Raw genomic sequence first — 12245 nt, 5'->3', positions numbered from 1 at the left:
GGTTTTTTACTTTGTAGCGAGGAGCAGATTTGAACTGCCGACCTCAGGGTTATGAATTTAACACCTATCTGCTAAGTGTTTGATAATCAGGTATTTGTATTTTGTAAATACCTTACAAAACCACTATAAACTATGCGCTTTTCTATTCGGTTAATATTATTATCTTGTTGTTCTTCTATATCCTACGACGTTAAAAATCTTTAAAACGTCGCTTATTTTTATTTCGAAATCATCATAGAAATTGTTGAGAGAATGTAGTGTTAAAACCCCATCTTTCACATCATGCTTTATTATCTGTTTAACTAGGATACCTAACTCTTTATGTACAACAACAAATTTAGAGTTATTTGTGCTTAGTTTGGTTGACCATAGGGCTTCCTTTATGTTTCTACACAGTAATATATCTCCTTCGATATATGATTCCTTTGTGTCATTATCCATTGAATCTCCTTTAACTTCAAAGCACATATAATCCTCTCTGGCTTCTTGATCATCAAGAAATGGTATTTTTGGTAATTCTTCAATATAGTTTGTATCTGAAAAATTATTTAAATACCCAGTATAAGAATATTGGTTTACGAGAGGTACAAACATAACATTAGGTTGAAAAAAGTCCGTCTCTTTAGCTTCGTTCGATGAATCGACGTTTAACATATCGCCTTTTCCATGAATTAACCATTCACCATTTAAGCTAAATACTGATGCAAACTTTCTAACAAATTCTGATGTTAGATAGTTGTTTTTATTATTCAGAGCTTGTGATACAGATCCTTTGTTGTATCCCATTGAATCAACTATATCTTGCTGGGTTGATATAGTTTGGTTTCCTTTTAAATATGCAATCGCCTTTCTTAACCTTAAAACAACTTGGTCATTGTTCATATAAACAAAATTTATATAAAAAAAATAATTATAAGTAAAAAATATAAACAATGTTCGTGTTGATATAAACAATGTTTGTATATTTGTAACGTAATCACAACAAAGTAACAATATTTACAAGAGTTATACAAGAGTACCGCACGCAATTACGAATTAATACCTACAAAAATGAAAACAATTAAAACACAAACAATATCAAACAGAAAATTATCTGATTTTTTAGACAAATGCGATGTATTAGTTGAGTTAGGTGTTTCGTCGATTAATTATGATGAAAAAGATTACAAACTAGATGCTACTCTCAAGGTTAATGAATGTGAATTTACTTGTGAGATTTACGGAGAAGATGACGAAATAGAGCTAACCACAGATCAAAGTAACTACATAGGTGCTTTTTTAGATAGAGAATACCTGAGAGAAACTCAATCGCATATCTCTAAAGATTTCAAGAGATTAGATAGTGTTATAAAGTCTTTTAATAGGACAGGAGGAATCAAACAAATACAAGGATTCAACAACGTAGCGTAAAAATATTAACGAAAAGAACAAAGAAATGAAACTAGACATTAAAAACTTCACCGGAATATTAGAGAACGGAAACAGATATAAAATAAGGACATCAATAAAGTATAATTCTACTCTTGATGAATCGAAGCTTACGATTTTACTGAATGAATTTATCTATGATGGTTGGTTTTCAAATGGTGACTATACAGTCTGCAAGTGGTTTTCTAAAGGGGGGTTCGTTAAAGCGCTTAAAGAGGGGTTAAATGAATTAGAGAGAAAAACAGGTATTGAATTTGTGAAATCCGACCTAGCTGTCGTTGCGTAGTTTCTAAGCAAGGAAATAATGGTAGCTAACACTGTATATCCAATAGTTCAAGAGCTTTCCACAGAGGAAAAGCATAAGTTACTTGAGCTTATTAAAAGAGATCTACAGATAGACAAGAAAAGTAAACTTAAAAAAATGACTGATAAACAAATTGAAATTCAAGAGATGAAGTTATGGTTTCAAAGTAAGCTATACCCACCAAAATAGAAAATTATGGAACTGATAGAGAAAAAGAAACTAAAACTAACAAAAGCGCAATTTAGAGTAACGGTCTTTATAGCAATGGGTGAGGGAGCGAAAGGCACGGCGAGGAAGTTGTTTAACTCGGTAAGAACAATTGACACTCATTTAACACAAATAAAAGCAGTGAATAATTTAAAAAACGTAGCCGAACTAACAAAGGAGTTTGTACTCCAATACGGAGACCCAAGTAAATACATTGAGAAGATAAAAAACAATGAAAAGATAATTAGGGTATTAGCAGGGGTTTTGGTCGGTACTCAGTTAATAACAGCCTTACTAAGTAAAGATATTGATATGAGGAGGTCTAGGAGAAGAAAGGATAATATAGAAATAATAATATGAACAAGCATAAGATAGAACATTTAAGCGTACAGGAAGCTCGCGAGCTTCTTATAGAGATTTGGAACGAATGTCAATTCGGCGTAAAAGAACGAGTTAAAAGGATAATATCACATAGATCTATTATTTACATTCTAGCTACTCCTAACTATAAAAACAAAGACCTTATAGTAAGATACATTCAAACAATCAGGGAGGTTTCCAATCAAGTAAAAGAAGAGGTAGGTGATATGGTTGAAAGTATTCATAGTAAGATAGAAGAGTAACAAAAATATTCGACTTCCTCTCTCTCAAACTGGGGGGCTTGAGGGTGGGGAAATAGATAGGGCAGGTTCTTTTTCATTAATAGTTGATTTTAATTGTATCGTTTGTTAATAGGGTGGTTTCCCTGCCTGAATCACCCTTTTTTTTAAAAAAGAGAAAACATGGAAGTAGAAACATTACAAGTAGTATTGTTCATAGCGGTGATTTATTCGATTCTTATAAGCCTAATAACATTTTTAGTTTTTAAGGAGAATAAAGATTTACGCAAGGAACTTAATATAAGATATACAAGGCAAGCATAAAACAACTAGAAAATGGAAGAATTAACCACAAAAAACTATTTTGAACTTATACCGTTAGACGGGAAAGGAAAGCCAAAGTATCAAACAGTAGATGAATTTAAAGTTTTGGTAAATAAACCTCCTTCAGGTAGTTGGGTAAAGGTTAATAAATACTCAAATAATGCCAAGTATTTACCTATAAGAATAGTTGAGGAACTGTTAAAAGAGTTATTTCCTTTTTGGCAGGTTGAGCAAGTAGGAGAACCTAAAATACTAGGCAATAGCGTAGTAATAAGTGTTAATCTTAAAGTGTTTCACCCTCTGTTAAATCAGTGGCTTAATTACGCAGGAGTTGGCGCAGTACCTGTGGAAGTTAAAAGTGGAGCTCATCCAACTGACTGGACAAAGATAAATCCTAAAGCACTTCATAAAAACGTACCCGCTGCTTTAAGTTTTGCGGTAAGCAATGCTGCAAAGAAAATTGGAAAAATATTCGGAAGCCACCTAAACTCAAATGAAACAATGTACTAGTTATGGATTGGATTGATAATATAGGAAAGGATTTACCTCACGAAGATTTTACAGATGTTGTTAGTGTAGAAGATAATGAACTTAATTGGAGAAAAGACAGACTAGGGATGATAACTGGTTCAAACTTCGGCAAGCTAATAGTGAGAACCAGGGATAAAAAAGGATTTGAGCTATCTAAAGGACAGACAGCAGAGAAATTAATATACAAAATAGCGTGGGAGCGACTTCTACTAAGTGGAAATATTTCGGATGGTTTAGGGAGATTGAACATATCGAGTCGTGAAATGCAACATGGTAATGATTTTGAAGCTCCAGCGATACTGAGGTATGAAAAAGAAGAGGGGGTTACTGTAACTCGTTCACAAAGCTTCATAAAACACGATGAATTTGTAGGAGGTACGCCAGATGGCTTTGTTGGGGATGATGGGTTAATAGAAGTTAAGTGTCCTTTTAATGGCGGAAACCATTTAAAATCTCTTTTAACAGGTGAGATTTACAACAAGGAGTATGTCTATCAGATACAGGGTTATTTATGGGTTACAAAAAGAAAATGGTGCGACTTTGTCACCTACGATCCTGATTTAGTAGAAGGACTCCAAATAAACATTATAAGAGTAGAAAGAGATAACGAGACAATTGAAGCTATTGAACTGATAATGGAAAGCGTAAAGAAACGAATCGAGGAAATAATCAATAACGAAAAATTAAAAATAAATGATGAAACAAGGTAGAAACAGAACAATGAGTATTTGTTTATCGGATATTCCAAAAGACAAGCTTATAAATGATTTTAATCTAAATCTAAGCAGTCTTACTGAAGAGCTTGTAAAGAACGAGTTAAGCAAGATAAAAAAGGAAATAGAAATGTTAACTAAAATATTATGAAAGGAGGTGAGAAAATGTAAGAAAACAAAAGCTACGCCCTAAAAAGGCTAAGAAACTTATACAAATTTAATGTGCAAATGGTGATAAAATAAATGCGATTATACGTAGGTAAAATAACTCAGATAAGATATAGGAAACCATCTAAAGTTGAAATAAAGATCCTTGAAGAAAATGAGGATAGCTGGTGGATAGAGTTAAGGGGTAAGCTAATCGCTAAAGCAAAAGATTTAAAGGAAATGGACAAGGTAATTGTAAACGCTAAAGCAAAAGCATTAGAAACAGAAACAATGAAATTTAACAACTTAATAGCTAAAGATATTTTCACCTATGATTCCGCTTTTTACAACAGTTGAAGACTTTCAAATAACAAAAGTTTACTACGCTGCTCTAAAAGATTTTATAGCCCAAGGTGTACTAGAAAAGAGTTTAAAAGAAAAGGAGTTAATGCGTTTAGAAAAGGAAAAAGAGAGGTTAGAACAAGAAATTAAAAACAATTTGAAAGGAGGTGGTAGTTATAACCTTTTAAAGGTTTACTCAGGATTAAACTATGGCAAGAGATGATAGAGGTTTTATAGGACTTAACAGAAAGTTCTTCGATAATGAATACTGGCAACAGGAACGTACTTACAGTAAAGCTGAAGCGTGGATCGATTTAATACAATTAGCACGATTTGAAGCAGACCCACAAAATAAATTACTTTCTAACGGGAGAAGGATAACGGTCAAACGAGGCGAAATTCACGCAAGCTTGCGATACTTATCTAAACGTTGGAAGTGGAGTACGGGAAAGGTAAAAAGCTTTGTAGATTATCATAAGAAAAAAAAGGAAATAGAACACCGAATGGAACAGGGGGAATCGTTGCTTATGCTTTGTAAATACAGGGATTACAATACTTTGAAAAACAAAAATGAAACACCGATTGATACACCGACAGAACACCGACAGAACACCGACGAAACACCCATCGATACAAATACTAAGAAAGAAAAGAATAATAAAAAAACAAGCAAAAAAGATTTTGCGTTTGTTGATTTGAAATTTTACAATGAGATTTTAGAGTTCTTTTCGATAACCAGTGAAAGTCACAAGCAGAACGTTTATAAAACTCTGGTGCACAAAAATACACAAAATTGCATTGAAGATTTTAAACAACAAACGCAAGCGATGATGACTTGGAAGAAGAAAAACCCAAAGGAAAAGCGGTATCAAAAATGGAGCAGTTATGTATACGATTACGATTCAGGGGATTCTACTGATTGGGTAGGAAAGGTGAACCCGCCTAAAAAAACAATTATAACTCCTAAACAAAATATTCGATATGTCTGAAAAAAAAACAATGTTTAACGAACCATTATACCGAAACCACGGAGTCAAAGTACCGTTAGAGTTCGATATAAAAAAAGCAATAGAGCGTTTAATTTGGCGATTCAGAAAGAACGATGACGCTGGTAAAACAAAGCCTGTCTATCCTAACCATAACGATAGAAAAGCTTTGGAAGTAGTAGTTAACTGGATCGATAGGCAAAAGCAAGAGGCGCTAAAAAACAACCAGTTATTTGCGAAGCTTTACATTTATTTCCTAAATCAATCGATTAGATATTATGAGACTGATTTTTTAGATAACATAGCTCAGAAAGAGTTGTCTAGATTACTGGACATGCCGTTGGAGAGTTATTATAAAGCATTTGAAACAGAGATACGATCTGCTCAAATATCAAAATTATGTGAGCGATTAAAAGATGGCGAAGGGAAAGCAATATCTATCGAAGATTTTAATGCAAATTATGATTTTAAGTTTATAGAATCTAACTTAAATCACATGATTACAGAGGCTTTAAATAGATTTAGTTAAAAAGATGATTGATTTATTAGACCCTCTTTCTGAGTTCGACGATAAAGAAGATTTTGATTACAAGAAATATATCATAAGTCATGATAAAATAGACAAAGCGATTGAGGATTTTTTGAGCGGTAAAATCCCTAGGGGTTTTAAAATAGGGGTCTCTGCTTTAGATGATTATTTCGTTTGTAAAAAGAATGCTTTTTATGTTCTAACTGGAAAAAAAGGACAGGGCAAAACAACTATAAATCAAGCTTTGCAATTAATGTTTAGTATCGTAAATGGTTTAATATGGGTGGTTGCTTTTCAAGAGAATGACGAAATGAGTATGAAACTAAATTATGTAAGTTATTTGTTAGGGGATTACGCAAAAGATGTACGAAAAAGAAGTCCTCACTTATATCAAAAAGCCTTGAAATGGGTTGAGCTTCATTTTATTTTCTTAAAAGTGAGAGATATAAAAACAGCCACAGATGTGACCAAGTGTTTGATTGAGGAAGGTATTGATGTACACGCTCTATTATTAGACCCTATAAACTCTTTTAGCAGCGGTTGGCAAACTACAGGTAACAATTATGTTGACAGTAATGTAGCGGCGGAAGAGTTGCTTGATTTCAGTAAAAAGTACTGTTCAGTACACTTGTCGCAACACCCAATTATGAGTGCCCAAAGACAAGCAGGAATAGTAAGTGGTGCAGATGGTGAAGGGGGTTATTACTACAATAAAGCCTCATTCACTTACAGCATAAACAGAGAGAAAGGAAGTAATCAAAATGAGCTTACCGTTGGGAATGTTAGAAACAAACATACAGGGGGGATGGAAACAGATGTAGAGAACCCTGTTATAATCCATTGGAGTCCAACGAAAATAGATATAGAAACTAAGAACATGGGAAACATAGAGCGTGATGTAATAGGTAAGCTTAGAGATTTTTACAAACCTCTAAATAATTAAACAAAATCTAAAGAACAATATCAGTTTATAAAAAACTAACACATACGTTATTATGACACTAGAAAACAAAGAGAAAATATACTTTGAAAGCCTAACAGATTTGACGGACTTTTTTAAGGAGAAAGAACATCAGTGCCTGAATTATAATATAGAGTGTAAAATAGTTTTTGTGCTAACAAAACGGTAGTTACTCAACTATAAATCAAAATTAAATTAATCGGCCACATGGCCATAAAAAGTTAAAACATGAAAGAATTACAAACAAGCAGATTTACTGAGCAAATGGAAGGTATTTTAAATAGTGAGTTTTCACAAAAATTAGTTTTCAATAAGGAAATTGTAACATCGGCCAAGGTTAACACTAAGTCAAAATTAACAACTCCAAAGATTAATGCTTTAATGGCAATGTCCGAAAGTTGGGATTTTGATAAGGTAGAAATATCACGTTCAGGAGCAGGGTTAAAAATTGAGTTTTTAGACTACAATAAATCTAAGGCTGCTTCAAAGGCAATTGTTAATTAACCTGTAGAAATAATGACTACCAAAGAGAAAGTAATTCGAGAGAGTATTAAAAGAATAACGAAGAAATTGAATACTCTTGAAGATATACAAAATGCAAGTCCAGCAGTTGATTTAATGGGTGTTAGAAAAGAAGCACATCAACTATTAGAGAATAATAAGGGTATTGAAAAAAGAACTTCAAAATCTTTCATCGATAAAATGGAAGCTTTGTCTAAACGTGAAAAAGAATGTTGGAAAATGATCAATCGACAAAAGAAATGGCAAGAGGATTCCGATAAAATGGTGCGATTACAATCTGAATTATCAGACTTAAAAACTGAACTTTTTTATATAGAAAGAAATCAATAAACCTGTAGGATTATGAATAGAACTTTAAAAGCATATAAATGTGTTTTTCCTGACTTATTTATAGATGCGTACACGTATGATATGTGGGAAGACCCAAAACAATTTGAAGTAATATATGGTAAAAGCCAAAAGGAAGCTGTTAATGATAAATGTATGAATGATGAATGCTATCCGTTCTTTGAATTGAAGAAACATATTAGGACTAGAAGATTTCCAGAGGGAGATTTATATAGCCATGAAAAGAGTGTTTTGTTAAATGATTTATCAGAAAAGCAAATACACCATTTAACTCACTCTTTAGGTGTAAGAATAGGTCAAGTTTGCCCAGAGGATTTTTACAGAAACTATTCTTCTTATAGATCAAAAAACGAAAACTGTGAAAAGCTTGTTGATCTAGGTTTAATGGAGAATTACAAGAAGTTTAATAACCAAATATATTCAGTAACTGAAAAAGGAATTGAAGTGGTTAAAACACTTCTATTAACGACAAAACCAATATTAAACTAACAGTAAATAAACGGATATGAGAGAAATTAAAGACAAATACCCAGATTTAACCAAATTTGATATTTCTGAACAATTTGATGAAGTTAAACCACCAAAAGAAATGGTTGAACTTATTAAAGAATGGATACCTATCCATGCTTGTGTAGGAACTGTTTGGGGTAAAACTAAACCAATAGAACAAAGAGAACAAACCGAAGATTTAAGTGATAAGTGTAAACAGTTAAAAAAACGAATTTTTGAATTTGATTTTTATGGAAGTATAACTTTTGTGGTAAATGGAATTCCAGTTATACTACAAATTTACTTTGACGAAGATTTTCAAGAGAAAGATTACAAGTGGGTTGAAACAACTGTTGTCAATCTTGATTTTAAATGGATAAAATAAGTGTAGGTTCTTCGACACCTTAAAATCGGAAAAGTTCTTTGACATAATTGTGGTAAGTAAATTACAATAAGCGTTTATAGACGTTTATAAACGTCTATAAACGTTTATAAAACGGTTATTTGTAAACATATTATTATCTTTTAACATGATAAATTCTTTGGGATGATATTCATGTTTATTTCATATAGAAGTATAAATACTTGGAAATCAATGAAATTTTAGTAATTAGATGTTAAACTTAAACCTAGATATACAATCAACCCTAAAAACAATTTTAATCTCAGTCCTATTTACTTATATTTGAAAGGTAGATATGCGCAATTGTGCATATACACTAGTTACAAAAAATAGCTTATAGAAAATGAAACGTTTTAACATTCTCATATATCTCAGTATAGTTGGAGGACTTGGTGTTTATCAATTTTTTCCATTTCTCGAGTATTACTCAATTGGTTTGATAAATACAATTTATTTTTTGGGTTTATTAATATTATATATATGCTTGTTTCTTTATGAACGGTATTTAAATAAAGATGAAGTAAAATATGAGAAAAAGAAATTTGATAAATCATCAACTTGGCTAACTTTAATTTTATTTATTATATTAATTGTATTTAAAAATATAGAAATCTTTGAATCTGAAACCATTTTAAAAGCCGAAGAACTGAATAATCAAACACGTAAAGGTATATTAAATTTGAAAAGGAATGGAAAATATAAGTTAATTATGGATGCTAATTATGATGTTCATTTTTACAAAGGTAAATACTTACTAAATAATGATACTCTAGTCCTTTATGAAAATAAAAAATTAGCGATTAATGATTTTATTGACACTCTTTACGTTATTAAAAAGGATACTCTTATTCCAATTAATCATAAAATGAAATTTACAATTATAAAATAATTACGCTACATTTTGTAACAAAATGTATAATTAATTGCTGAGTTTAGGTTACTTCAGAAAGTGTTCGTTGAAACCAAAAACAATAATATTTGCTTAAATTTGGTAAAAAAATTCGCAACTAATCATACACAAAACGTTAGCGGTAACCGCATGAAGACGACAGTATACATATTAGCATTAGTAATTTTTACGATATTTTTTTCGTGCGAACAACCAAACGGAAAGAAGGAAAATACTATTGTCACCTCTGACACTTTACAGACAACTCTCGACAAAAAAGAGCAGAAACGTTTAAAGAAAAGGAGGAAAATTGAAGCGCAAGACTATGCAGACAGTTTAAGACTTGACAAGGTTCTACAAAAGGCTTTAAAAATTGCAAATCAAAATATCAATAAGGACAGGTTTATTGAGAAGTATGAAATTTCACCTGACAGTATTTCGGTGAGTGTGGAAATTAATTTAGGCTATCACTTTACAAATGCAAACCCTCACCTCATAATACGGAGATACGAACCAAGTGCCATTTATATTGACATCTATTCAAAAGTTGACAGTAAATTTGAAAAAGTAGTTTCTCATGAACAATGGACTATGACTTATGTAAATGACACAATAAAAGATATTAACGGTGATGGACTTAATGACTTTGTTGTTAATTGGTATGGTTCTAATGGCTGCTGCTTAAAAGCATTCAGCAATGTTTATCTGCTACGACAAGACAAAAAAACATTTTCAGAGAACTTTGAATTTATTAATCCAACCTTTTCACCAAAAGAAAAAATAATTAGAGGTATATGTTATGGTCATCCGGGCGAAACCGAGTTGTATAAGTATAAATGGAATGGAGAACAAATAGACACTTTGGAATATGTTTCTTACGAGAAAAATGACAAGGGTGTAAAGACAGGTAAGATTTTAATATCAACGGACATACCATTTGGCGACAAATTCAAAACATTAAAAGTTCTAAGTTCAGTCCCGACAGAATACAAAGTAATTCAAGGCTACGACTGGTTTACTGGAATGGGATATGAATAAAGGTATACCGCTAACACTGTATATAGCAAATAGGGCGTTCGGTGGTTTACGAAAGATCAGTGGTTATTTGAAACACCGCCAAATCGTTGATTTGGCTTTTAAGAATGAATAAAATAAAAACAAAATACAACGTTTTGGCTCAGTGCAAACTTGAAAGTTTATCGCTTTCTACTGCCCTACTTGCCATATACTAAACGTTACCTGCAAGCTAAATGAACAACAAGCTGAAAAAAATAACGCCATTTCTGATTTTATCAATTGCATCTATTGTATATGCGATTGTTATAGTGATAAAAGAAAGGAATTTAAGCTGGGGAATTTTTGTTGTTGTTGGATTAATAGTAATCGGAATTTTACTGTTTGGAATTGACTTTGGACTAAAAAAGTGGCTCAATAATTACAAAAAAATATTCCTGACTGAAATAGCATTAGCCCTGTTGGTAATAATAATCTATGGTTATAAGTTCAATCGGACTAAAACACTCATTATTCCAACTGAATTTAACGAAAGTTATGTGACAATAATTTATGGAGTTGAAAACTCGAAAGATTTGTCAATATCAGCTTTGACTTGGAATAAAAGCATAGAAATACCAAAAAGCGGAATTTTATTAACGTCTTCTGACTTTAATGAAAACCTTCGAGAAACAGAAATAAAAATGAATTCTGGAATTTTTTTAGGCTCTGACGAAACAGAAAAGGGATTTGTTAGAATGACAGAATCTGAATTCCAATCAAATGGACGGAATTATAAATTTCGGACTTGGAAAATACAAGACGGATTTTGTTGTATGTACACATCAGAAGAAGTGAAAAAATATAAAGCGGAATTGAAAACCGAATTTGAAAAAATAAAAACCAGCAGGTAACAATGTATAAAAATAATAGCGGTTTATTCGCTAAAAACGAAAGTAAGTAAATCTAAAAAGGTCGGTATTTAAAAGAAAAGTTAGTGGTTAAAAACCCGCTACTATTCTTATACTAGACCGTTGTGTGTAAGCCAAAATAACTAAATGAGATGACACATCCTTTACTAAATAATTCTCAAGAATATACAGAGGAGACTTTCAAGGAAGTTAAAACTAGATATGTTGAATTTGGCAAAGATTTATATGACATCTTAAGAGTGAATGAACCTAAAATATTTGATTATTTAAAATTCTATAAAGCTACTAAACTGATTGAAAAAACTAGTTGGGGTAAAGCTGAAACTGAAAATAGTTACGCAATATATGATGACGGAAAAAAATCTTTTGGAATACAATTAGAACCTATGACACCTGTTATTTGTTTGCATAATGAACTAACACAAATAGAAATTGGAGACTGGGGTGGAAATGATTATTATGCTGAATCTTTAAGATTTATTCGGAAAGAGTTATTAGGAATGTAATGAAAAAGCCTACACACAACATGAGGGTATAGTTCATTGCGGTTTATATCCTTTTTCAGAAAAGTAATTACTTATTAAAAGTTTTTGTTTTA

21 protein-coding genes are annotated in these 12245 nt (G+C 31.7%); 20 read left to right on the top strand and 1 reads right to left on the bottom strand.

What is annotated here, in order from left to right:
• Positions 1–159: 159 nt before the first annotated feature.
• Positions 160–882: a S24 family peptidase gene (locus AC2TDS_RS05450; protein WP_484738108.1), complete on the bottom strand. Its 723-nt coding sequence runs from the start codon at positions 880–882 to the stop codon at positions 160–162.
• A 168-nt stretch (positions 883–1050) separates the two neighbouring features.
• Between AC2TDS_RS05450 and AC2TDS_RS05445 the strand changes: the two genes are divergently transcribed.
• The 20 genes from AC2TDS_RS05445 to AC2TDS_RS05350 all read left to right on the top strand — a co-directional run bounded on the left by AC2TDS_RS05445 (position 1051) and on the right by AC2TDS_RS05350 (position 12153).
• Positions 1051–1410 carry a hypothetical protein gene (locus AC2TDS_RS05445; protein ID WP_484738107.1) on the top strand — a complete coding sequence of 120 codons (360 nt, stop codon included), beginning with the start codon at positions 1051–1053 and terminating at the stop codon, positions 1408–1410.
• Positions 1411–1435: 25 nt separating this feature from the next.
• Complete coding sequence (locus tag AC2TDS_RS05440) at positions 1436–1714, top strand: hypothetical protein (RefSeq protein ID WP_484738106.1); 279 nt, start codon at positions 1436–1438, stop codon at positions 1712–1714.
• A 213-nt stretch (positions 1715–1927) separates the two neighbouring features.
• Complete coding sequence (locus tag AC2TDS_RS05435) at positions 1928–2299, top strand: hypothetical protein (protein ID WP_484738105.1); 372 nt, start codon at positions 1928–1930, stop codon at positions 2297–2299.
• Positions 2296–2562 (top strand): hypothetical protein, encoded by a 267-nt coding sequence (locus AC2TDS_RS05430; protein WP_484738104.1) that lies wholly within the window; start codon positions 2296–2298, stop codon positions 2560–2562. The genes AC2TDS_RS05435 and AC2TDS_RS05430 overlap by 4 nt, the downstream gene beginning before the upstream one ends.
• Before the next feature lie 312 nt (positions 2563–2874).
• Positions 2875–3372, top strand: coding sequence for a hypothetical protein (locus AC2TDS_RS05425; protein ID WP_484738103.1), 498 nt, complete (start codon positions 2875–2877; stop codon positions 3370–3372).
• Positions 3373–3374: 2 nt separating this feature from the next.
• On the top strand, positions 3375–4103 hold the full coding sequence (locus AC2TDS_RS05420; protein ID WP_484738102.1) for a lambda exonuclease family protein: 729 nt from the start codon (positions 3375–3377) through the stop codon (positions 4101–4103).
• Positions 4087–4257, top strand: coding sequence for a hypothetical protein (locus tag AC2TDS_RS05415; RefSeq protein WP_484738101.1), 171 nt, complete (start codon positions 4087–4089; stop codon positions 4255–4257). Before AC2TDS_RS05420 ends, AC2TDS_RS05415 begins: the two co-directional genes overlap by 17 nt.
• A gap of 92 nt (positions 4258–4349) precedes the next feature.
• Positions 4350–4610 (top strand): hypothetical protein, encoded by a 261-nt coding sequence (locus tag AC2TDS_RS05410; RefSeq protein ID WP_484738100.1) that lies wholly within the window; start codon positions 4350–4352, stop codon positions 4608–4610.
• Positions 4585–4818, top strand: coding sequence for a hypothetical protein (locus AC2TDS_RS05405; RefSeq protein ID WP_484738099.1), 234 nt, complete (start codon positions 4585–4587; stop codon positions 4816–4818). Before AC2TDS_RS05410 ends, AC2TDS_RS05405 begins: the two co-directional genes overlap by 26 nt.
• Positions 4805–5584: a hypothetical protein gene (locus AC2TDS_RS05400; RefSeq protein WP_484738098.1), complete on the top strand. Its 780-nt coding sequence runs from the start codon at positions 4805–4807 to the stop codon at positions 5582–5584. The genes AC2TDS_RS05405 and AC2TDS_RS05400 overlap by 14 nt, the downstream gene beginning before the upstream one ends.
• Positions 5577–6110: a hypothetical protein gene (locus tag AC2TDS_RS05395; protein WP_484738097.1), complete on the top strand. Its 534-nt coding sequence runs from the start codon at positions 5577–5579 to the stop codon at positions 6108–6110. Before AC2TDS_RS05400 ends, AC2TDS_RS05395 begins: the two co-directional genes overlap by 8 nt.
• Before the next feature lie 4 nt (positions 6111–6114).
• Positions 6115–7053 carry a hypothetical protein gene (locus tag AC2TDS_RS05390; RefSeq protein ID WP_484738096.1) on the top strand — a complete coding sequence of 313 codons (939 nt, stop codon included), beginning with the start codon at positions 6115–6117 and terminating at the stop codon, positions 7051–7053.
• A gap of 246 nt (positions 7054–7299) precedes the next feature.
• A complete protein-coding gene (locus AC2TDS_RS05385) occupies positions 7300–7575 on the top strand; it encodes a hypothetical protein (protein WP_484738095.1) in 276 nt (91 codons plus the stop codon).
• A gap of 12 nt (positions 7576–7587) precedes the next feature.
• Positions 7588–7923, top strand: coding sequence for a hypothetical protein (locus AC2TDS_RS05380; protein WP_484738094.1), 336 nt, complete (start codon positions 7588–7590; stop codon positions 7921–7923).
• A 12-nt stretch (positions 7924–7935) separates the two neighbouring features.
• Positions 7936–8430 carry a hypothetical protein gene (locus tag AC2TDS_RS05375; protein ID WP_484738093.1) on the top strand — a complete coding sequence of 165 codons (495 nt, stop codon included), beginning with the start codon at positions 7936–7938 and terminating at the stop codon, positions 8428–8430.
• A 16-nt stretch (positions 8431–8446) separates the two neighbouring features.
• The gene (locus AC2TDS_RS05370; protein WP_484738092.1) at positions 8447–8815 is read left to right on the top strand and encodes a hypothetical protein; all 369 of its coding nucleotides are present in this window, start codon (positions 8447–8449) and stop codon (positions 8813–8815) included.
• Between the two features lie 361 nt (positions 8816–9176).
• Positions 9177–9722 (top strand): hypothetical protein, encoded by a 546-nt coding sequence (locus AC2TDS_RS05365; RefSeq protein WP_484738091.1) that lies wholly within the window; start codon positions 9177–9179, stop codon positions 9720–9722.
• A 150-nt stretch (positions 9723–9872) separates the two neighbouring features.
• Positions 9873–10760 (top strand): XAC2610-related protein, encoded by an 888-nt coding sequence (locus AC2TDS_RS05360; protein ID WP_484738090.1) that lies wholly within the window; start codon positions 9873–9875, stop codon positions 10758–10760.
• A 212-nt stretch (positions 10761–10972) separates the two neighbouring features.
• The gene (locus AC2TDS_RS05355) at positions 10973–11629 is read left to right on the top strand and encodes a hypothetical protein (protein ID WP_484738089.1); all 657 of its coding nucleotides are present in this window, start codon (positions 10973–10975) and stop codon (positions 11627–11629) included.
• A 149-nt stretch (positions 11630–11778) separates the two neighbouring features.
• On the top strand, positions 11779–12153 hold the full coding sequence (locus tag AC2TDS_RS05350) for a hypothetical protein (protein ID WP_484738088.1): 375 nt from the start codon (positions 11779–11781) through the stop codon (positions 12151–12153).
• The last annotated feature ends 92 nt before the right edge of the window (positions 12154–12245 follow it).

The organism is Tenacibaculum profundicola (assembly GCF_057220795.1).
This window is presented reverse-complemented; position numbering and strand designations above follow the sequence as displayed.